General features: G+C 74.8%; 12 protein-coding genes and 2 pseudogenes. 7 read left to right on the forward strand and 7 right to left on the reverse strand.

The features are described 5' to 3' along the window. Nucleotides 1-83: 83 nt before the first annotated feature. From K4S16_RS44270 to K4S16_RS11050, 4 genes and pseudogenes are all read right to left on the reverse strand, one after another. Entirely contained in the window at nucleotides 84-3,665 is a 3,582-nt protein-coding gene (locus K4S16_RS44270) for a serine/threonine-protein kinase (protein ID WP_160160880.1), read from the reverse strand. 54 nt (nucleotides 3,666-3,719) lie between these two features. After that, nucleotides 3,720-7,274: a serine/threonine-protein kinase gene (locus K4S16_RS11040; protein WP_149258731.1), complete on the reverse strand. Its 3,555-nt coding sequence runs from the start codon at nucleotides 7,272-7,274 to the stop codon at nucleotides 3,720-3,722. Nucleotides 7,275-7,379: 105 nt separating this feature from the next. Beyond that, nucleotides 7,380-8,948, reverse strand: coding sequence for an AMP-binding protein (locus K4S16_RS11045; protein ID WP_149258894.1), 1,569 nt, complete (start codon nucleotides 8,946-8,948; stop codon nucleotides 7,380-7,382). A gap of 35 nt (nucleotides 8,949-8,983) precedes the next feature. Further along, nucleotides 8,984-9,091: pseudogene (locus tag K4S16_RS11050) on the reverse strand (aspartate 1-decarboxylase); the annotation flags it as partial. A 72-nt stretch (nucleotides 9,092-9,163) separates the two neighbouring features. Between K4S16_RS11050 and entS the strand changes: the two are divergent. Further along, complete coding sequence (entS, locus tag K4S16_RS11055) at nucleotides 9,164-10,408, forward strand: enterobactin transporter EntS (RefSeq protein ID WP_149258732.1); 1,245 nt, start codon at nucleotides 9,164-9,166, stop codon at nucleotides 10,406-10,408. Between the two features lie 12 nt (nucleotides 10,409-10,420). On the opposite strand, the gene K4S16_RS11060 is transcribed toward entS, so the two are convergent. From K4S16_RS11060 to K4S16_RS11070, 3 genes are read right to left on the reverse strand one after another with little or no spacing between them, the layout of a single operon-like run. Next, nucleotides 10,421-13,783: a non-ribosomal peptide synthetase gene (locus tag K4S16_RS11060; protein WP_149258733.1), complete on the reverse strand. Its 3,363-nt coding sequence runs from the start codon at nucleotides 13,781-13,783 to the stop codon at nucleotides 10,421-10,423. Between the two features lie 52 nt (nucleotides 13,784-13,835). Then, complete coding sequence (locus K4S16_RS11065) at nucleotides 13,836-14,852, reverse strand: iron chelate uptake ABC transporter family permease subunit (protein ID WP_235036706.1); 1,017 nt, start codon at nucleotides 14,850-14,852, stop codon at nucleotides 13,836-13,838. Further along, nucleotides 14,849-15,898 carry an iron ABC transporter permease gene (locus K4S16_RS11070; protein ID WP_149258734.1) on the reverse strand — a complete coding sequence of 350 codons (1,050 nt, stop codon included), beginning with the start codon at nucleotides 15,896-15,898 and terminating at the stop codon, nucleotides 14,849-14,851. Before K4S16_RS11070 ends, K4S16_RS11065 begins: the two co-directional genes overlap by 4 nt. Nucleotides 15,899-16,025: 127 nt before the next feature. Between K4S16_RS11070 and K4S16_RS11075 the strand changes: the two genes are divergently transcribed. The 6 genes and pseudogenes from K4S16_RS11075 (at nucleotide 16,026) to K4S16_RS11100 (ending at nucleotide 20,817) form a co-directional block, all read left to right on the forward strand. Next, the gene (locus tag K4S16_RS11075; protein ID WP_235036707.1) at nucleotides 16,026-16,700 is read left to right on the forward strand and encodes a TetR/AcrR family transcriptional regulator; all 675 of its coding nucleotides are present in this window, start codon (nucleotides 16,026-16,028) and stop codon (nucleotides 16,698-16,700) included. Further along, the gene (locus K4S16_RS11080) at nucleotides 16,693-17,595 is read left to right on the forward strand and encodes an ABC transporter ATP-binding protein (protein ID WP_149258735.1); all 903 of its coding nucleotides are present in this window, start codon (nucleotides 16,693-16,695) and stop codon (nucleotides 17,593-17,595) included. The genes K4S16_RS11075 and K4S16_RS11080 overlap by 8 nt, the downstream gene beginning before the upstream one ends. Continuing rightward, nucleotides 17,592-19,229, forward strand: a complete 1,638-nt coding sequence (locus K4S16_RS11085; RefSeq protein WP_149258736.1) for an ABC transporter permease — start codon at nucleotides 17,592-17,594, stop codon at nucleotides 19,227-19,229. The genes K4S16_RS11080 and K4S16_RS11085 overlap by 4 nt, the downstream gene beginning before the upstream one ends. Before the next feature lie 112 nt (nucleotides 19,230-19,341). Further along, nucleotides 19,342-19,737 carry an STAS domain-containing protein gene (locus K4S16_RS11090; protein WP_149258737.1) on the forward strand — a complete coding sequence of 132 codons (396 nt, stop codon included), beginning with the start codon at nucleotides 19,342-19,344 and terminating at the stop codon, nucleotides 19,735-19,737. A 77-nt stretch (nucleotides 19,738-19,814) separates the two neighbouring features. After that, a pseudogene (locus K4S16_RS11095) lies at nucleotides 19,815-20,174 on the forward strand (oxygenase MpaB family protein); the annotation flags it as partial. A 13-nt stretch (nucleotides 20,175-20,187) separates the two neighbouring features. After that, nucleotides 20,188-20,817 (forward strand): TetR/AcrR family transcriptional regulator, encoded by a 630-nt coding sequence (locus tag K4S16_RS11100; protein WP_149258739.1) that lies wholly within the window; start codon nucleotides 20,188-20,190, stop codon nucleotides 20,815-20,817. The last annotated feature ends 14 nt before the right edge of the window (nucleotides 20,818-20,831 follow it).

The raw sequence follows: 20,831 nt of genomic DNA on the forward strand, positions 1-20,831 counted from the left end.
GTACTAGAATAGAGGGCGATCGGTCGCTTCCCTCTGCTGCTCTCCGTCAGGCGTGCTGGGGCGCAGACCTCGATGGGCGCTGTTCAGTCACCTGCGGCGGGCGGGAAGTCGAAGTCCCACGCCATCTCCCACACCCACATGCCCGACCCGAGGTCGGTGGTGGCCAGCAGGGTGCCGTCCCGGCTGAGCGCCGCGCTGTAGAGCGTCGCGCCATGGCCTTCCAGCGTGCGCAGGCAGCGCCCGGAGCCGACCTCCCACACCCGGACCTGCCGGTCCTCGCCGGTGACGGCGAAGGTCCCGTCGGCACTGAGGGCGAACACGCTGAGAAGGTTCGGGATCGGCAAGGTGGTGACGATCTCGCCGGTGTCGGTCCGCCACACGTGCAGCGCGTTCCGGTCGGGAGACGCGCCCAGCCTGCCGTCGGCGCTGAAGGCGACGGGGGTGTCCATCCCACCGCTCGCACCCTGGCTGCGGAAGGAGTACCGGAGGTCGCCGGTGCCCACGTCCCACGCGCCGACGAACAGGCCGTGGGAGACGAACAGGGTCCGGCCGTCCGCGCTGAAGTCCAGGCGCTCGTCGCGCGGACGCGACCGCAGCGTCCACGCGGGGCGGTCCTCCCCCAGCGGCCACAGATGGATCTCGTTCTCGTCGAGCGGGCCGCCGAAGCGGTTCGCCTCCGGGTGCGTGCCTCCGTGCGTGGCCGCGAACCGGCCGTCCGGGCTGAGCGCCGCCGCGTGGACGCTGCCGCCGTGCGCCCGCCACGCGTGCAGGATGCTTCCCGCGGGCAGGTCGCGGAGGCGGAGGCCGCCGGTCCGGTCGCCGATCAGGATGCGGTCGCCCACCGGGTTCACCGCGAACGCGCTGATGGCGCCGAACTCGTCGGTGAACAGGCGCTTGACGCCGGTTTCGAGGCTCAACTGGCGGATCGTGCCCGAGGACGTCAGGACCAGGAGCAGCATCCCGTCCACGCCGAACCGGATGTCCCTGGCGGTTCCGCCCTCGCCTCGGTCGAAGGTGTGCAGCCGCTCCCCTGCGGCGACGTCCCAGACGTCCACCTCACCGGTCCAGCGGCCGGTCGCCGCGATGAGACCGTCCTCGCGCAGGGCCAACGTCGGGGGCTGCGTGAACTCGCTGTGCCCGTCGTAGGAGTACAGCGGCGACGCGCTGAGCAGGGTGGACCTGCGGCCGTGCTCGCCCACCCTCGCCCACGCCGCCCGCAGGTCCGGGTGAAGGCCGAAGCCGGGCATCCGCTGGGCGGACCTCAGCGCCTCCGCCGCGGCCGAGTGCCGGCCCCGGTTCGCCAACTCGTCGGCGCGGTCCACCAGATCGCGGAACACGTCGTCCGCGCGGGTGAGTTCGCCGGCCGACCGCGGCCGCGCGTAGTACCACGGGGCCTGATAGCCGCCGGTGGGAAGCGAACGCACCGCGATGCGCCCCCAGGGCAGGCCGACCACCGCCGCCCGGCCGTCCGCGCTGACGTCGATGGAGCACGCCCAGCGGGCGTCGGACGGCAGTTCCCGGTCGATCGTGCGCAGGCAGCGGCCGGTCGAGGCCTCCCACACCTGCACCTGCGAGCCGCCGTCCGCCGAGGTCACCACGGTCGGCCCTGCCGCGGCGAGCGCGACGTCCTCCACGTGCCGCCATGCGTGCGGCACCTCGCTGACCACGGCGCACCGCCGCGCGTCCCACAGGGTGAGCGGCCCCTGCCACCAGGCGGCCACGGCGTACCGCGCGTCGGCGGACACGCCGCCGACGTCCATCGCGCTGGTGTGGACGGGACGGCCGTACAACGTCCCTCTGGCGGGCCCGGCCAGCATGCCGGCGCATTGCTCGCTTCCCACGTCCCACGAGCGGACGGTGCAGTCATGGTCCGAGCCGAACGACGCGGACAGGGCTCTGCCGCCGTCCTGGCTCAGCGCCAGAGATGTGACGGGTCCGGCATGTCCGCGCAGAGCGGCGACGCAGCGCGCCTCGCCGGTCTCCCACACCTGGATCGTGCCCTGCGCGGACCCTGTCGCGACGTATCGGCCGTCGCCGCTCACGGCCACGGTCTGGACATCGTTCACCGCCGGCCGCCTCCGCAGCCGCCGGCCTCGCTTGAGATCCCACAGGTCGACGGTGCCGTCCTCCAGGACGGCGGCCCCGAGCGCCCCGGCCGCGTCCATCGCCAGGGCGGCGACCGGCTGCCCGCGCCTCGCCAGTGTGCGCTGTCGCCGGCCGGAATCCGTCGCCCACAGAAGCAGCCTGCCCGTCCGATCGCCGGACAGGACGAGGCCGCCGTCCGCACTGATCGCGACCGCGGAGATGTCGTCCTCCACGCGACGGGGGCCTTTCCGGGCCCGCGGGTCGAGGTCGGCACGGATCTGCGGCGGGCGGCGCTCCCACTCGGCCAGCGCCTCGGCGGCGTCCGGGGAGGCGGGATCGGCCGCGACCGCCTCCCGCAGCAGCTCACCGGTCGGCTCGTCCTCGTGCCGCTCCAGTTGCACCGCACCCAGGAGAAGGGCGCCGTAGCCCGCCCGGCCGGCTCCGGACGCGGCCAGCGCGGCCTCGATGTTGGAGACGACCTCCTCGCCGGTCTCCTGGCCCGCCCGCCATCGGTGCAGGCCGAAGTTGTAGACCGACGGCAGGTGGTACGGGTCGGTGCCGATCGCCCGCCGCCACAACTCCTCGGCCTCCTCGGTCCGGCCGAGGTCCAGGAGCGAGAGGGCCTGGTTCGACAGGCCGTCCGACAGCAGCCGCGCCGCCTTGGGCGCGGGCCGTTCGTAGTCGACGCCGAGCACCTCGCGGTACGCCTCGGCGAGCGTCGCCGCCAGCTCCCCGAAATCGGCAGGACGCGCCGCCGGGTCCTTGGTGAGGCACCGGCGCAGCACGGTCACCACCGCCGGCGGGACCGGCACCGGCGTGTCCTCGTCCAGCACGGCTTCCAGCGCCTCCCGGGCGGCCTGGCCGCGGCGCGCCGGCAGCCGTCCGGCGAACATCTTCAGCACGGTCACCGCCCACGACCACACGTCGGTCGCCGCGGTCAGCCGGACGTCCCGGTCCCCCGCGGCCGCGGCCGCCTGCTCCGGGGAGCAGTACGCGGGCGTCATCCCGCCGAAGGTGACCGTCTCCGGACGGCCTCCAGGCCGCGCCGCCTCGCCGCTCCCCGCTCGGGCCTTGGCCAGGCCGAAGTCGGTCACCTTCGCCGTGCCGTCCGCTTCCAGCATCACGTTCGCGGACTTGACGTCCTGGTGGATGAGCCCCGCCTCGTGTGCGTGCTCGAGCCCCCACGCCGTCTGCACGGCTATGTCGAGGATGCGGGCCAGCGCCGCCTGCCGGCCGCCCGCGTACAGCTCTCCATTGCTCACGGCCTGAGCCAGGTTGCCGCCGTCGACCCATTCCGCGAACACCCGGGGCACGCCCTCGATCGTGCGGACGTAGGCGCAGGCGACCGTGTGCGGGTGCAACCCGAGCCCGATCCACGTGCCGGCCTCGGCCTCGAAGTAGGCGCGGTCCTCCGAGGTCCGGACCAGCTCGGGTCGCGGCGTCTTCACGGCCATGTCCACCCGCCAGCCGCGATGACGCACCCGATGCACCACCCCCATCCCGCCGCTGTGCACCACGCCGAGCACCTCGTACAGGCCGAGCACGACCTCTCCCGGCACCCACTCCCTAGTCGCCTCCATGGCGTCAGTCTGCGCGATTCCCGCGCGGTCCGCGTCCTGGAACCGTGGGCGGGCTCATCGGGGGCAGGTGGGGCGGTAGTCCAATGCGGGGAGGGCTTGGCGCCATTCCTTTTCTGTCAGGCCGCCTGTGGTGTTCTGGCAGAGGGCCGCCTTCGTCAGGGCGGGGGCCAGGTCGTGGGTCAGGACGGTGCCGGCCTCGGCGGCGCTGGTGAGGGTTCTTCCGTCTTCGGAGAACGCCAGGGCGCCGATGGCGGTCTGGTGGCCGGTCAGGGGGAGCGCGTACGGGCGGCCGGATTCGACCTCCCATAGGCGGACCTGGCCCAGCTCGTCGCCGGTGGCGAGCAGGGTGCCGTCCGGGGAGAGCGCGGCGGCCCTGACGTAGCTCTTGTGGCCGCGCAGGACCAGGCCGCGCGAGCGGAGCGTCCTGCCGTCGGTGAGGAGGACCTTCTGGTCCGTCTCGGCTCCCTCGGCGCTCACGATCGTGCGTCCGTCGCGGCTCATGGCGAGGACGGTGAGGAGGGACGTGTCGTCGGTTCGGGCGAGGACCCGGCCGGACGGGTACTCGATCAGGCCGGACTTGCCGTCCGTCATCACGGCCTTTCCGTCCGGGCGGAACACGATCCGTTTGACGAAGCTGTCGGCGGACGACGGCAGCGCGCGGATCTGCCGGAATGTCTTCAGATCCCAGAACTGGAGTTCTCTGGCGGTGCCGCGGCGGACCAGGAGCGCCAGGCCTCGGCCGTCCGGGGAGAGCGCCATGGCCTGGATCGCGTCGGCGGGGTGCGGCAGCACCACATCGCCGAGCTTCGTGTACTTCCCGGCGTCGGTGACGGTGACCGTACGGGCGTTCTTGTAGATGGCCAGCCGTGCGCCGTCCGCGCTGATGGCCAGGTCGTTGCCGTTGCCGGAGTACTCGTAGTCGGACGCGAGGTCGAATCCGCCGTTGGCGGCCCGCTTCCGCCGCACGTCCCAGAAGGGGACCTTGGCTCCGCTGCGGTACGCCATCGTGGAGGCGTCCGCGGACATGGCCAACTGCTGGAACAGGCCGCTGCCCTGGACGACCTGGGTGCTCACGAATGTGCTGATGTCAAGGGACGACACCTGGCCGGTCGCCGGCTCGATGCAGCGGAGCGCGCGGTTCTCGACGAAGCGGACCAGGGCGCAGTCGGCGGACGGCGCGTAGCGGACGACAGGCTGCGCGGGCGCGGACTGGTTGGCGCCGCCGTACTGGAGCCGCCACAAGGTCCTCGCCTGCGCCAGGTAGCGGCCGTCCTGGCTGAAGGCCAGGCTGGAGAGCGTCTTGGCCGGCCCGAGCCTGGCGAACGGCTCGTCCGCGCCCAGCTTCCAGACCAGGATCTCGGTCTCCTTGCCCGTGGCCGGGGCGTGCGCCACGGCGAGCAGCGAGCCGTCCGGGCTCACTTTGGCCGCGCTGACGTACCGGCCCTTGAGCGCCCGGTTGAGGCGGGGCAGCGCGATCGCCGTCCTGGCCGCCAGCTGGTCGACGTGCACCGCGCCCTGGGGCGTGACGCCCGCGACGATCTGGTCGCCCGCGTCGGCCGCGAGGATCTCGGCGCCGCCCTTCGGGCGCGTCCAGCTCAGCGGGACCTGCCGGAGGGTGCGCAGGTCCCAGACGGTGCGGGCGTCGCGGTCGCCGGCGAGCAGGAGGTGCCCGGACGGGCTCAGGTCGATGCCGTCGAAGACCGTCGCGTTGGCGCCGATCCTGCCGATGGGCAGCCTGCCTCGCTCCTTGCCGGACGAGGTGTCCCAGACGCGGGCCGTTCCGTCGTCCGCCCAGGTGACCATGGTGCGCGCGTCGTCGGTTACGACGAGGTCCACGGCGCCGGCTCCGGTCATCCCGAATTCGTGCAGCTCGGCGTGGGTGTCGATGTTCCAGAGGCTGGCCTTTCCGGCGTCCACGACGGCGAGGACGCGCCCGTTCGGAGACGGCTGGCGCCGGGTCGTCGCGCTCACGCCGGGCGGCATGAAGACGTCGCTCTCCCACTGGTACCGCAGCGCGACCAGCGCCTCCCTCGTCTCCTTCGTGTCGGAGAGGGAGCCGGCGGCGATGGCCAGCCTGCGAGCCGTCCTCGGGTCGGACTTGCGGACGGCCATCGCCACGGCCGCGAGGCGCCGCGCCTCGGCGTCGTCGCGCTGCCGCGCCACGGTGCGGCCCTGCTGGAAGACGAGCACGCCCGCGACGAGCGTCACCAGCAGCAGGACGGCGAGGACCCCGGAGACCGCCGTCCGCGCGGTGGACCGGCGGCGGACCGCCGCGCGCCCGGCGTCCAGGAACGCCTGCTCCAGCGTGTTCGGCCGCAGCGCGCGGCCGCCGCCCACGGCCCAGGTCATCGCCCGTTCGAGCCGGGTCCCCTGGAGGAGGTCGCCGGCCTTGCGGCCGTGCTCGTCCCACAGCCGCGCGCCCTCGGCGAGCTCCTGGTGGACGTCCAGGCCCGGCCGTTCGGCGGCGGCCCAGTCGCGCAGCCGCGGCCAGGCGCGCAGCAGGGCCGGTGAGGCGAGGGTGAAGCGCTGCCCGTCCCAGGTGAGCAGCCCCGCCCCCGTGAAGGCGGACAGGACGGCGTCGATCACGGGCTCCGGCGTGCGGCCGTCGCTGAACTCGGCGCGCGCCGCCGGGCGGACGAGGTCGTCCACGGCCGCCGCCATCCGCAGCAGGATCTGCGGGACGGCCTGCTGCGCCGCCGGGTCGAGGCTCCGCATCTCCGCCTCGGCGCGCTCGCCCAGGGCAGGGGGCGCGGCCTTGGGCATGCGGACGGCCCGGGCCTCCCGTTCGCCCTGTTCCAGGAGGTCGGCGTCGGGTCGCCCGCCGAGCAGGCCGAGGAGCAGGCCCGGCGCGTCCGGGCGCCGGTCGGGGTCCTTGGCCAGCGCGGCCTCGACCATGGAGCGCAGCCGCTCGGGGACGGCGGAGGTGTCCGGTTCGGTGTTCAGGACCGAGTGCATGAGCTTGGGGAGGGTCTCGCCGCCGAAGGGCGCGCGGCCGGACGCGGCGAACAGGACCGTGGCGCCCCAGGCCCAGATGTCCACGGCGGGCCCGGGGCTCTTCCCCCGGAACACCTCGGGCGGCATGTACCGGGGCGTGCCCTTCATCCCGGTCGCGCTCTGCTCCATGTCCTCGGTGCGGGCGATGCCGAAGTCGATGACGCGGGGGCCGTCGGGTCCCAGCAGCACGTTCGCGGGCTTCAGGTCGCGGTGGACGACACCCGCCCGGTGGACGGTGGTCAGCGCGGTCGCGATCCCGACCGCCAGCCGGTACAGGTCGTCCGACTTGTAGGGGCCGTCCTCCTCCACCGCCTGCTGGAGGGTCGGGCCCGCGACGTACTCGCTGACGACGTACGGGGGCGCATGGTCCAGGTCGACGGCGAGGACCCGCGCCGTGCAGAACTGCGAGACGCGCCGCACCGCCTCGATCTCGCGGACGAACAGGTCGCGCTGCGCGCCGGAGTGGTCGCCGTGCAGCGTCTTGACCGCGACCCGGGCGCCGTCCGGCCCGTACCCCTCGTAGACGACGCCCTGCCCGCCGGTGCCGAGCCGCCCCGCGAGAAGGTAGTCGCCGAGCCTGGTCGGATCACCGGGTCCCAGTGGTTCGGGGGCCACAGACGTCTCCTCATCCTAATAAACATGATCGTCTATTAGGATGCCGCGCCGGTCGGCCGCGTTCGCGGGAAACGGTGAACAGCCGTCGACGAAACGGCGACGGTCTCACCGGAGGCGGGCGGCGAGCGCCTTCTTGCTGATCTTGCCGACCGGCGTCCGGGGGAACGCGGCGACGGTCTCCAGGCGGTCGGGGAACTTGTAGGCGGCGACGCCGCGGGCGCGCAGGAACTCCTTGGCCTCGCGCAGCCCGGGGGCCTTCTCCCCCTCCCTGACGATGAGGAAGGCGCAGGTGCGCTCGCCCATGACCGGATCGGGAAGGCCGACCACGGCGGCGTCGTGGACCGCCGGGTGGACCAGGAGGTGGTTCTCCAGCTCCGCGGCGGAGATCTTGTCGCCGCCCCGGTTGATCTGGTCCTTCTCGCGGCCCTCGACGATGAGGTGGCCGGACGGCAGCCGCCTGACGAGGTCGCCCGTGCGGTAGAAACCGTCCCGGGTGAAGGAGCGGGCGTTGTGTTCGGGGGCGCGGTAGTAGCCGCGCAGCGTGTAGGGGCCTCGGGTCAGGAGTTCGCCCACTTCCCCGGGGGCGACCTGCTTGCCGTCCTCGTCGACGATGCGGATCTCGTCGGCCGGGGAGAGGGGGCGGCCCTGGGTTCGTTCGATCAGGTCGCGGGGGTCGTCCAGGCGGGTGTAGTTCAGGAGGCCCTCGGCCATGCCGAAGACCTGCTGGACCTGGCAGCCGAGCGCGTCCGGCACCTCCGCCGCGCGTTCGGCGGCGAACTTGGCGCCGCCCACCTGGAGGAGTTCGAGGGACGACAGGTCCTCGTCCGACCAGGTCACCGCGTCCAGCCAGAGGAGGGCGATAGGAGGGACGACCGCGCAGACCGTGGCGCGCTCGCGTTCGATGAGCGGGAACGCCTCGTCCGGGGCGCCGGAGGGCGAGAGGACGACCGTGCCGCCCGTGGCGAAGACGCCGAGGATGCCGGGGCAGGCCAGGGCGAAGTTGTGCGCGGCCGGGAGGACGACCAGGTAGACGGTGTCGCGGCCGAAGCCGCAGAGCTCCGCGCTGGCCTCCAGGTTGTAGACGTAGTCGCGGTGCGTCCGGGGGATCAGCTTGGGGAGGCCGGTGGTGCCGCCTGAGAGGAGGAGGACGCCCACGTCGGACGGCGCGGGAGAAGGCACCGACACCGGTTCGGCGTCGACGGAGGCGAGCGGCACGAACTCCTCGGCCTCGCCTTCGACGATCACGTGTTCCACGGGGAGCGTGCGGGCCAGGTCGCGGTAGTCGAAGTCGCCGTCGCGGTCGGCGCAGATGTAGGCGCGGGCCTCGGACAGCTCGCACAGGTAGCGGATCTCGCTCTCGCGGTGCGCGGGGAGCGCCAGGACGGGGGCGGCGCCGATCCGGACGAGGGCGAGGAACGCGACGACGAAGCCCGTGGTGTTCGGAAGCTGGACGACGACGCGATCTCCTCGGCGCAGGCCGAGGGCGAGGAGGCCGGCGGCGGTGCGGGCGGCGCGGGCGTCCAGGTCGGCGTAGGTGAGGCGGTCGCCGCCCGCCACCAGTGCGGGCGCCGCCGGGTCGCCGCGCAGGACGTCGCCGAGAAGGCGGTCGGTCCAGTGGCCCTCGGACGTGTAGCGGGCTTCGAGGTCGGCCGGCCAGGGGGTGAAGCCGTCCACGCTCACCGACCCGCGAGCTGGGCGGGCGCGCCGGGGGCGGGCTCGGACGGGTCGGCGTCGATCGTCGGCGAGCCCACGTGGCGCGGGCCCGCCTGGGTGACGGTCGCCCGGTGGATCTTCCCGTTCATCAGCGTCCGCTGCACGGCTCCTCTTTCCACGATCAAGTAAGGCTAGGCTAACCTTAGCTACTCGATCGGCAGAGGAGAACCCCGAGGATGCTCCGGCGACTGGTCATCGACGTCGGGCCGCTGCGCGACAGCAGGCCGTTCCGCAACGTGTTCGTCGCCCGCACCGTCTCGGTCTTCGGCATCGGCATGCTGGCGGTCGCCCTTCCGGTGCAGGTCTACGACCTCACCGGGTCCACCGTGCACGTGGGCGGGGTCTCCGCCGCCGAGGGGTTCGCGCTGCTCGCCGGGTTCCTCTGGGGCGGGGTGCTGGCCGACCGGCACGACCGGCGCCGGCTGATGCTGCGGGCGCGCGCGGCGGCCGGGATCGGGTTCGTGCTGCTGGCGCTCAACGCCTTCCTGCCCTCCCCCTCGCTGGCGGCCTTGTACGCGCTGGCGGCGTGGGACGGGCTGATGACCGGCGTCAGCATCACCGCGCTGCTGGCCGCGACGCCGGCGCTGGTCGCGCCGGACAAGCTCGTCGCGGCGGGGGCGCTCAACGCGCTGACCGTCCGGCTCGGGTCGATGGCCTCCCCCGCGCTCGGCGGGCTCGTGGTGTCGGCGTTCGGCGTGGGCTGGAACTACGCGGCGGCGGCCGCCGGGACGCTCGGCACCCTCGGGCTGCTGACCGGCCTGCCGCGCCTCAAGCCCGAGGCGGCGAGCACGGAAGCCGACCCGCTGAAGGCCGTCTGGAACGGGTTTCGCTTCGTCGCCTCGCATCGGGTCGTCGGCTCGCTGATGCTCCTCGGGCTGCTGTTCATGGTCGCGGGCGGTGTCCCCGTCCTGATGCCGGCGTTCGCGAGCCGGAGCCTGGACGGCGGCGCCACCACGGTCGGGCTCCTGTTCGCGGCGCCGGCCTGCGGCGCCGTGCTGGCCTCTCTGACGAGCGGCTGGGCCGGGCGGGCCCGGACGCCGGGCCTGGCACTGCTCGCCGCCTCCCTCTCCGGTTTCGTCGCGCTCGCGTGCCTCGGCCTGGCCCGCCACCCGGCGCTCGCCGTGGCGATCCTGTTCGTGTACGGGTTCGTCCAGTCGGTCGAGGAGATCCTCCGGTACGGGCTGATCCAGTCCCATACGCCCGACTCGCATCTCGGGCGGGTGAACGCGCTGTGGTCGGCGCAGGAGACGGGCGGCGGCGCGGTCGGGTCGCTCGGCGCGGGAGCGCTCGGCCGGTACCTCGCCCCGGGCGCCGCCATCGTCCTCTACGGGACGGTCAGCGCCGTCCTCGCGCTGGCGCTGGCCCTGACGCTCACCGGGCTCCGGACCGCGACGCTGCGGCCGGAGCCCGAGCCCGGCTGACCCTGACCGGGCTCACCCGAGGCGAGCGGTGAGCTCCTCCTCGGTCATGGCCTCGACCTCCAGCCAGATGGCGGCGACCGCCTCCAGGCGTCCCGGCGTCTCCTCCAGTTCGGTGAACCGGCGGCAGATCCGCGCGACCGTCCGCTCGGCGAACAGGACGCGGACCGGCAGCGCCGTCGTGTCGAGCGCCTCGCGCAGCCGCGCGAGCACGGTGGTGGCGAGGACGGAGTCGCCGCCGAGTGCGAAGAAGTCGGCGTCCGCGCCGACGCGTTCCCTCCCCAGCACCTCGGCGACGATCCGGGCCAGCACCTTCTCCAGGGCCGTCTCCGGCTCGGCGTGGTCCGCGGCCGCCTCGCCGGCCTCGGCGGAGGCGAGGGCCGTGAGGGCCTCGCGGTCGACCTTGCCATTGGCGGTGAGCGGCAGGTCGTCCACGCGCACGAGCAGTTCCGGGACCATGTGCGGGGGCAGCAGGTCGCGGACGCGGGCGAGGACCGCGTCCCGGTCGGTCCCGGCGGGCGCCGCCACGGCGGCGGCGAGTCGGCCGCCGGCGAGGAGCGCGGCGGCGCGCTCCACGGCGGGATGGTCGCGCAGCGCGGCCTCGACCTCGCCGAGCTCAATCCGGAAGCCGCGCACCTTGACCTGGTGGTCGCGGCGGCCGAGGAACTCGATGGTCCCGTCCGGGCGGTAGCGGGCCAGGTCGCCGGTCCGGTACCAGCGCACCCCCTCGTGGACGACGAACCGGTCGGCCGTCCGGTCGGGGTCGCCGGCATAGCCGTCCGCGACGCCGGCGCCGCCGATCCACAGCTCACCGGCGACCCGGTCGGGGCGGTCGCGGCCCAGCACGTCCACCACCCGGCACGCGACCCCGCGCAGCGGCACCCCGTACGGGACGGCGTGCCAGTCGGCCGGGACCTCGCCCGGGACCTCCTGCACCGTCGAGTGGATCGCCGTCTCGGTCGTCCCGCCGAGCGCCGCGAAGCGGCAGCCCGGCGCGCGTTCCCGCAGGAGCCCGGGCAGGTGCGTCCCCACCCAGTCCCCGCCGAGCAGGACGAGCCGCAGGCTCTCCGCCGGGCCGGCGGAGAGCAGCATCTCCAGGACGGACGGGACGCAGTTCAGGACGGTCACCGACCAGCGCCGCAGCAGCTCGCCCCACCGGGCGGCGTCGCGCCGCTCGTCCTCGTCCGGGAGGACGACCGCGCCGCCCGCGTGCCAGGCGGCGAACAGGTCGAACACCGACAGGTCGAAGTCGAGCGCCGACACCGCGAACGTGGCGTCGTCCTCCCCGATCGCGAACCGCTCGACCAGGTCGCCGATGGTGTTCATCGCCGCGCCGTGGGAGACCTCCACGCCCTTGGGCTCCCCCGTCGACCCGGAGGTGAACAGCACGTAGGCGACCTGGTCGGGGCGCGCGGCGACCGGTGCCGCCGGCGGCTCGCGGCCCGCGACGCGGCCCGGAGTGAGCGAGGCGGCGACGCGGGCGCCCGCGCGGATCCGGGCGCGCCGCGCGTCCGGCTGCTCGGGACCGATCGGGACGTAGGCGGCGCCGGCCGCGAGCACCCCGAGCGCGGCGGCCGCCTGGTCCGGTCCTTTCGGGAGCTCGATCGAGACCCGGTCGCCGGGGCGGACGCCTTCGGCCGCCAGCGCCGAGGCGATCCGCAGGGCGCGGTCGGCGAGCTCGCCGTAGGTCATCGTCCCGTCGTCGCCCCAGTGCAGGGCGGGCGCGCCCCGCCGGCGGGCGGCGTGCGCGAAGAACCCCTCGGTCAGCGTGCGTTGCGGGGGGGCGGGCGTGGCGTTCAGCCTGTGCCTGACGCGGAGCTGGGCGGGCGGGGCGGCGATGCCGAGGGGCGCGTCCCAGTCGGCGCCGGGGGCGGCGAGGCGGGTGATCGCGGCGGTGTAGGCGCCGAACATCGCCTCGGCGACGCCGTCCGGGAACGCGGGCAGGCGCACGTCCCAGTTCAGCAGCAGGCCGCCGGACACCTCGGTCACCTGCGCGTCCAGCAGCACCTGCGGGCCCTGCGAGATGATCCACGCGGGTTCGCCGAACAGCTCGCGGACGCGGTCGCCGAACAGCTCCCCGAGATTCAGGGCGCTGGTGTAAACGATCGGGGCCAGCACCTGCTCGCCGCGGAGCCGCGACAGGTCGCGCAGCACCTCCAGACCCGAGTAGTCGCCATGCGCGCCCGCCGTGTGCAGGTTCGCCTGCAGTGCGCGGGCGCGGGCGACGAACGGGAGGTCCTCGGTGAGGTCGGCCTCCAGCAGGACGGACCCGGTGAAGTCGCCGACGACCTTGTCGACGTCGGGGTGGACGGGCTCGCGGTGGAACAGCGGCAGGTTCAGCAGGAACCGCGGCGCCGCCGACCAGGCCCCGATCACCTCGGCGAACACGGCGGCCAGCGCCATGGCGGGCGTGACCCCCTCGGCGTGCGCGCGGGCGATGAAGCGGTCCTTGTCCGCCGGCGGCAGCCAGTGGTGCCGGCGCTCGACGCGGTCCCCCGGCTCCGGGACGACCGGCAGCTCCGGCGGCCCGGGCAGGCCGGCGAGCCGGTCGGCCCACCAGCGGCGGTCCGCGGCGCGGGCCTCGGCGCGGGGGTCGTCGGCGAGGTAGCGCGCGTAGCCGTAGCGGATCGGCGCGAGCGCCTCGCCCTCGTACAGCGCCGCGAGGTCGGCGAGCATGACGCGGTAGCTCATCGCGTCGGCGGCGACCATGTCGACGTCCAGGTGGAGGCGCGCGGCGCCGCCGGGGAGGAGGCTCAGCCGGGCGTCGAAGACGCGGCCGTCCTCGATGGGGAGCCGCTGCCGCGACATCTCGTCCCGGACGCGCTCCAGCTCGGCGCCGGGGTCGTCCGACGAGCGCAGGTCGTGGACGGTGACGAGCGGCCCGGGACGCTCGGGGAGGATCCGCTGCGTGCCGTCGTCGCGGACGGCGGCGCGCAGCATCGGGTGCCGCCTCGCCAGCGCGCCCACGGCCGACTCGAAGCGGGACGGGTCGATCGGGCGCCCGTCCAGCTCGACGTACAGGTGGGCGGCGACGGAGCCGAGCTCCTGGCCGGAGTCGCGGCCGATCCAGTACGCGTGCTGCATGAGCCCGAGCGGGAAGGGGCCGTCCGGTTCGACGGCGTCCGCGCCGACGTCCGGGAGGGGTCCCGCCGCCGCCTCGACCTGGCCCTTGTCGGCGAGCAGGTCCCACCACCCGGCGAGCGTCGGACGTCCGGCCAGCTCGGCGAAGCGGATCTCGATGCCGCGGCGCCGGAGCCGGCCGGTGAGCTGCATGAGCCGGATCGAGTCCATGCCCAGCTCGATGAGGTTGTCGTCCGCCTCCGCGCGCTCGCCCAGCACCTCGGCCAGCGCGGCGTGGAGCTCATCCCAGGTCAGCACGGAACTCCCTTCAAATTAGGTAAGGCTAACCTAATTAAATGGGATCTCTCCGTCAACGCCGGCCGGCGGAGGCCAGCAGCCAGGCCAGGTAGCCCCCGCCGAGGACGCCGGTGACGACGCCGACCGGCACCGCGACCGGCAGGTGCAGCGCGACCAGGTCCGCGCTCGCGAGCAGCGCCGCCCCGGTCAGCGCGGCGGGCAGCAGCTGCGCGCCGGGCCGCCGCGTCAGCCGCCGGGTGAGCTGCGGCGCGGCGAGCGCCACGAACGGGACGGGCCCGGCCGCCGCGGTCGCCGCCGCGACGAGGCCCACCCCGGCGACGGTCAGCAGCGCCCGGGTCCGCTGGACGGGCACGCCGAGCGCCCGCGCGGCGTCGTCGCCGAGCTCCCCCATGCCGAGCGGCCGGGCCAGGAGGAGCGCCGCGGGGACGAGCACCGCCAGCGCGAGCGCGAGCGGGACGGCCTGGTCCCAGTCGCGCCCGTTCAGGCTGCCGGTCAGCCAGAACGCGGCCTCGTACGCCTCGCGCAGTTCGGCGCGGGTGATGAGGTAGGAGTTGAGCGCCTCCAGCATCGCCGCCGCCGCGACGCCGATCAGCACCAGCCGCATGCCGTGCACGCCGGTCCCCCGGCGGTAGGCGGCCAGGTACACCGCCAGCGCGGTCAGCACCGCGCCCGCGACCGAGCTGGCGGCGATCGCGAAGGCGCCGCCGCCGAACACCAGGATCTGCAGCAGCGCGCCAGTGGCCGAGCCGGTGGTGAAGCCGATGAGGTCGGGGCTGCCGAGCGGGTTGCGGGAGATGCTCTGGAAGACCGCTCCGGCGAGGCCCAGCGCGAGGCCGGCGAGCAGGCCGGTGACGGCGCGCGGCAGGCGCAGGGTCGTCACGATGAACGCGGTGGCCCGGTCGCCCTCGCCGAGGAGGACGCGCACCACGTCCGGCGGCGCGATGGGGAACTCCCCCGAGCCGACGACGAGAACGGCGGCGCAGACCGCGACCGCCGCGACGACCCCGCATACCGCCGCCGTCCGCGGCTCCCAGCGCAGCGACATCCCGCCCGCACGCACGACCCTCACAGCTCGCGCGTCCTTCCCCTCCGTACCATCACCGCGAACAGCGGCGCTCCGAGGAACGCGGTGACGATGCCGGTCTCCAGCTCTCCCGGCGCGACGACGCGGCCGATGATGTCCGCGCCGAGCAGTAGGACGGGCGCGAGCAGCAGCGAGCAGGGCAGGACGAGCCGCTGGTCCGGGCCGACCGCCGTCCGGACGGCGAACGGGACGGCCAGCCCGAGGAACGCGATCGGCCCGGCCGCCGCCGTCGCGGCGCCGCACAGCAGCACCACCGCGAGCGCCGCGAGCGCCCGGGTCCTGCCGGGACGGGAGCCGAGGGCGCGGCCCGCGTCGTCGCCCAGGCCGAGGGCGTTCAGCGGGCGGGCGAGCGCCAGCGCGAGCACCGTCCCCGCCAGGACGAACGGCAGGACGCGCAGGAGGACCTGCACGTCGCGGCCGCCGAGGGTGCCGACCTGCCAGAACCGGAAGCCGCCGAAGGTGTGCGGGGTGAACAGCATGACCCCGGCCGTCATCGCGCCGAAGACGGCGTTGACGGCGGCCCCGGCGAGCACGAGCCGCGCGGGCGACGCGCCGCCGCGCCCCCGGGCGCCGATCACGTAGACGAGGCCCGCCGCGCCCGCCGCGCCCGCGAACGCCGCCCACACGTAGACGAGCACGTCGTCCGCGCGGAACGCGCCGATGACGAGGACGACCGCGAGGGCCGCGCCGCCGTTCACGCCGAGCAGGCCCGGCTCGGCGAGCGGGTTGCGGGTGAGCGCCTGCATCACCGCGCCCGCCAGCCCGAGCGCCATGCCGACGGCGACGCCGAGCAGGGTGCGGGGCAGCCGCAGCTCATGGACGATCAGTTGCGCCCGGGAGCCGCCGTCCGGGGAGAACACGCCGGGGAGCACGTCGGCGAGCGGGACGTGCCCGGCGCCGATCGCGAGGCTCGCCCCGACCGTCACCGGCAGCGCCGCCGCGAGCAGGACCGTCCACCACAGGCGCACGCCGCGCGCCCGGCCCCGCCGTTGCGGACTTCTCGGCGGGCGTCGCAGCACGGAGGGCGGCACGAGGTAAGGCTAGCCTAAGCTAACTCGCCTCTCAATGCCCCCTCCGCCTCCCTCGACGCCAATCACAATATGCGTGTATGGTATACATGAATATTGGAACTTGAACACTTGTATTGGAGGTGTGCGGATGGCGAGGACCGGCCGGGACGGCGGCCCGGCGCCGGAGGACCTGACGGCGCGGGCCCGGATCCGGGACGCGGCGCTGCTGCAGTTCGCCGAGCACGGCATGAAGGGCGCGACGTTCCGCGGGATCGCCGAGACCGCGGGCGTCTCGGTGGGGCTCGTCCAGCACCACTTCGGATCGAAGGAGGAGTTGCGCGAGGCATGCGACGCCTACGCGCTCGACATGGTCCGCGAGCTCAGCTCGACGTCCGGCGGCGAGGCGATGGCGGACCCCGCGTTCGTGGCCGCGACCGTCCAGGCGGACCTGCCCGTGCGGCGCTACCTGGCCCGCGCGCTCGTCGACGGCTCGGAGGCGGCGAGCCGGATGTTCGACGACCTGGTCGCCACGACCGAGCGGTACTTCGCGGACCCGCCGCCGGGCGTCGCAACGCCCACCACCCGCGACGTGCGCGCCTACTCCGCCGCCGTCGTCGCGATGACGACCGGGATGGAGGTGCTGCACCAGCACCTCACCCGGGTCCTCGGCGCCGACACCTTCACCCCCGAGGGATCGGTGCGGCTGCGCCGCGCGGTCCTGGAGATCTTCGACGACCGGCTGCTCGACCCGGAGTTCGCCGCGCGCGCCCACGCGGCGATGGACCGGTACGAGGCCGGCCTCAAGGGAGACGACGATGAATGACGTGGTCCGGGCCGACGGCCTGGTCAAGACGTTCGGCCGGACGCGCGCGCTCGACGGCCTCGACCTGCGCGTGGCGCCCGGAGAGGTGCACGGGTTCCTCGGCCCGAACGGCGCCGGGAAGTCCACGACCATCCGCGTCCTGCTCGGCCTGATGCGCGCCGACTCCGGCGCCGCGAGCCTGCTCGGCGGCGACCCCTGGCGCGACGCCACCGCCCTGCACCGCCGCATCGCCTACGTCCCGGGCGACGTCACGCTGTGGCCGAACCTGTCCGGCGGCGAGGTCATCGACCTGCTCGGGCGGCTGCGCGGCGGGCTCGACGGGGGCCGGCGCGACGAGCTGCTCGACCGCTTCGAGCTCGACCCGAAGAAGAAGGGCCGCGCCTACTCCAAGGGCAACCGGCAGAAGGTCGCCCTCGTCGCGGCGTTCGCGTCCGACGCGGAACTCCTCATCCTTGACGAGCCGACCTCCGGTCTCGACCCGCTCATGGAGGAGGTCTTCCAGGAGTGCGTGCGGGACGAGAAGCGCGCCGGGCGCACCGTCCTGCTGTCGAGCCACATCCTCAGCGAGGTGGAGGCGCTCTGCGACCGCGTCACCATCATCCGCAAGGGCAGGACGGCCGAGACCGGGACGCTCGACGAGCTGCGGCACCTGACCCGAACGTCCATCCGCGCCGAGCTCGCCGGCGCGCCGGACGGCGTCCCGCTGCCGGGGGCGCACGACGTCCGCATCGACGGCACCACCATCGAGTTCCAGGTCGACGCCTCCGAGCTGGACGCCGCGCTCAAGGAGCTCACCCGGATCGGCGTCCGGACCCTCACGAGCCGGCCGCCCACGCTCGAGGAGCTGTTCCTGCGCCACTACGAGGACGACCTCGCCCGGGGGGCCGCGTCATGACCGCCACGACCCTGCGCGCCCCCGCGCGCGCCGCCGGCCGCGGCGGCGGGCTCACCGGCGCCGGCATGCTGCTGAAGATCTGGCTGCGCCGCGACCGCGTCATGATGCCGGCCTGGATCTACGCGCTGACCGCGCTCGTCGCGAGCACCGTCTACAGCTTCAAGCACGAGTACGGCACGGCGGCCGCACGCGAGACCTTCGCGCGCGGCATCGGCGACAACCCCTCCACGCGGATCCTCTACGGGCCGGTCCTGAACGACGGCAGCGTCGCGGGGCTCAGCGCATGGCGGGTCGGCGCGACCGGCGCCGCGGTCACCGCGGTCATGTGCGTCCTGCTGGTCATCCGGCACACGCGCGCGGAGGAGGAGGCCGGCCGGCTGGAGCTCGTCGGCGCCGCCGCCGTCGGACGCCGCGCGCCGCTCACGGCGGCGCTCCTGACCGCCGTGACCGCCGCCGGCACCCTGGCGGCCGCGGTCGCGCTCGTCATGGTCCTGTTCGGACTGCCGGCGGCCGGTGCGGTCGCGTTCGGCCTGTCCTGGTTCGGCGCCGGGCTGGTGTTCTCCGGGGTCGCGGCGCTCACCGCCCAGCTCGCCGAGACGTCCCGGCTGGCGAACGGCCTGGCGTTCGCCGTCCTCGGCGCGGCCTACCTGCTGCGCGGCGCAGCCGACGCGGGCTCGGCGCACTGGCTGTCGTGGCTGTCGCCGATCGGCTGGGCGCAGCGCCTGCGCCCGTGCGCGGGAGAGCAGTGGGCCGTGCTCCTGCTGCCCCTCCTGGCGTTCGCGGTGCTGGTCGCCGCCGCCTACCTGCTGACCGAGCGGCGCGACCTCGGCGCCGGGATCCTCGCCCCCTCCCTCGGCCCCGCGCACGCCCCGCCGTCCCTGCGCGGCCCGCTCGCCCTGTGGTGGCGGCTGCAGCGCGGGTCGGTGCTCGGCTGGTCCGCCGGAGTCCTCGTGTACGGGCTGGCCATCGGCGGCGTCGCGGACGGCGTCGGCGACCTGGTCAACGGCAGCGACGCCGTGCTGGACGACATCCGCAAGATGGGCGGGCAGCAGGACATCGCGGACGCGTTCCTCGCCACGGCGATGGGCCTCATGGCGCTGTTCACCGCCGCCTTCGCGGTGCAGAGCGTCCTGCGGCTGCGCGCGGAGGAGAGCGCCGGGCGCCTGGAGCCCGTCCTCGCCACCGCCGTCGGCCGCACCCGCTGGGCCCTCGCCGGGCTGGCCGGCACCGTCGCGGGGACGGTGGTCATGCTCGCCGCCACCGGCCTGGCCGTGGGCCTGGTCCACGGAGTCCGGTCGGGCGACCTGGCGGGCCAGCTCCCGCGCCAGATCGGCGCGGCGCTCGCCCAGCTCCCCGCGGTCTGGGTCGTCGCCGCCGCGGCGGTGCTGCTGTTCGGGGCGCTTCCCCGCGCGACGTCCGCCGCCTGGGGCGTCCTCACCGTCTTCCTGCTCCTCGGGCAGGTGGGGCCGCTGCTGGGCCTCCCGCAGGCGGTCATGGACCTGTCCCCGTTCACCCACACCCCGAAGCTGCCCGGCGGCGACCCCGACCCGCTCCCCCTCGCCGGGCTCACCGCGGTGTCGGCCGCCCTGGCGGCGGCCGGACTGGCCGCCTTCCGCCGCCGCGACGTCACCTGATCCCGGCGGTCGGCGGTTCCCGGGCGGGCCCCGGCAGGCCCGCCCGGTAACCCCGCATGACCTCCCCTTTCATGGGTACTCCGCAGTCTTGCGACTACGGAAGGTGATCACTATGCCCCTTGGCCCCGGCGACACGCCGGAGGGAACCCCCATCGACCCGTTGCGGATCCACAGCGACATCCGCGGCCCCTGCCTGCTGGTCGAGGCGGAGGGGGAGCTCACCCTCCTGACGTCCGACACGCTGCGCGAGCACGTCCTCGCCGACATGCGGGCCATGGGCGGCCCGCCGCTGGTGGTGCTGGACGTCGGGCGGGTGAGCTTCTGCGACTCCTCGGGACTGAACGCGATGATCACGCTGTGGAAGGCCGCGCACGGGTCCGGGGGCGAACTCGTCCTGGCCCGCCCGGAGCGCCGGTTCCGCACGATCATCGAGCGCAGCGGCCTGGACCGGCACCTCATCGCCCACCGGACCCCCGAAGAGGCCCTCGCCGCCCTGTCCGCCCGCTGAGCCCGCCCGTCCCCTCCCCGGGCCGGGCCCTTGCCGCAGGATCCATACGGTGATATGAACCGGACGGCCCCGCCGCCTTCCGCGCCTACTTCGACGGCATGGTCCGGGACCGGCTCGAGCGCAACGCGACCGTCGAGCTGCTCAAGCGGCTCGACCGCGTGCCCCTGCCCCCGCCCGCGTCCTGGCCGCTCCCGAGGGCCGCGTGGACGGGGCTCGCGCTCCCCCCGACGCGGCTGCTGCGCGCGACGGGCATCGCGGCGCTCCCGCCCCTCCTGCGCGAACGCTTCGGCCTGCGCTGGACGGCGTTCGACCAGCGCCGTTTCGACCTCTTCGCGCGGGGCGTCCGCCTGGCCCACGCCGCCACGCCGGCCCCGCCGCACGGTTCCCCCGCCGCCGCCCGCGCCATACGCGCGGCCCGGCGGGCGCGCGGCGGCTAGAGTCGGCCGCACGATGACGAGCGACGACGAACTCCTGCGGAGCCTGCTCACCGGCGGCCCGGAGAGCGAGCCGCAGACCGACCGCATCCTGGACGCCGCACTGCGGTCCTTCGAGACCTACGGTCCGCGCCGCACCACCATGGACGACGTCGCGCGCGAGTCCGGCCTCGGCCGCGCCACGATCTACCGCCGCTTCCCCACCAAGGGCGACCTCGTCACCGGCGTCCTGCTGCGGGAGGCGCGGCGCTTCTTCGCCGAGCTGGACGAGGCCGTCGCGGCGCTTCCCACCCTGGAGGAGCGCATAGTAGAAGGGTTCGCGGTGACCCTGCGGATCAGCCGCGAGCAGCGGCTCATGACCCGCCTCATGGTCGTCGAGCCCGAGCTGTTCCTCCCGCACGCCACGGTCAAGGCGGGCCCGCTGCTCGCCGCGGCCCGCGGCTACCTGGCCGGCCGGCTGCGCACCGCGCAGCGCCTCGGCGACGCACCGGCGGACGTCGACCCCGAGGTCGTCGCGGAGATCCTGGTCCGCCTCACGCACTCGCTCGTCCTCACCCCGGACGGCCACATCCCCCTCGACGACACCGGCGCCCGCGCCTTCGCCCGCCGCTACCTCCTCCCGATCGTCCGCAACACCCCCTCCTGACCGCGCCGCGAGAC

The organism is Actinomadura sp. K4S16 (genome assembly GCF_008327685.1).
In the GTDB taxonomy this organism is placed as follows: domain Bacteria; phylum Actinomycetota; class Actinomycetes; order Streptosporangiales; family Streptosporangiaceae; genus Spirillospora.

Coding starts and splice junctions, on each gene's coding strand:
- K4S16_RS11100 (WP_149258739.1), top strand. CDS start 20,188: ATGACGAGCGACGACGAACTCCTGCGGAGCCTGCTCACCGGCGGCCCG.
- K4S16_RS11080 (WP_149258735.1), top strand. CDS start 16,693: ATGAATGACGTGGTCCGGGCCGACGGCCTGGTCAAGACGTTCGGCCGG.
- K4S16_RS11090 (WP_149258737.1), top strand. CDS start 19,342: ATGCCCCTTGGCCCCGGCGACACGCCGGAGGGAACCCCCATCGACCCG.
- K4S16_RS44270 (WP_160160880.1), bottom strand. CDS start 3,665: ATGGAGGCGACTAGGGAGTGGGTGCCGGGAGAGGTCGTGCTCGGCCTG.
- entS (WP_149258732.1), top strand. CDS start 9,164: ATGCTCCGGCGACTGGTCATCGACGTCGGGCCGCTGCGCGACAGCAGG.
- K4S16_RS11085 (WP_149258736.1), top strand. CDS start 17,592: ATGACCGCCACGACCCTGCGCGCCCCCGCGCGCGCCGCCGGCCGCGGC.
- K4S16_RS11075 (WP_235036707.1), top strand. CDS start 16,026: ATGGCGAGGACCGGCCGGGACGGCGGCCCGGCGCCGGAGGACCTGACG.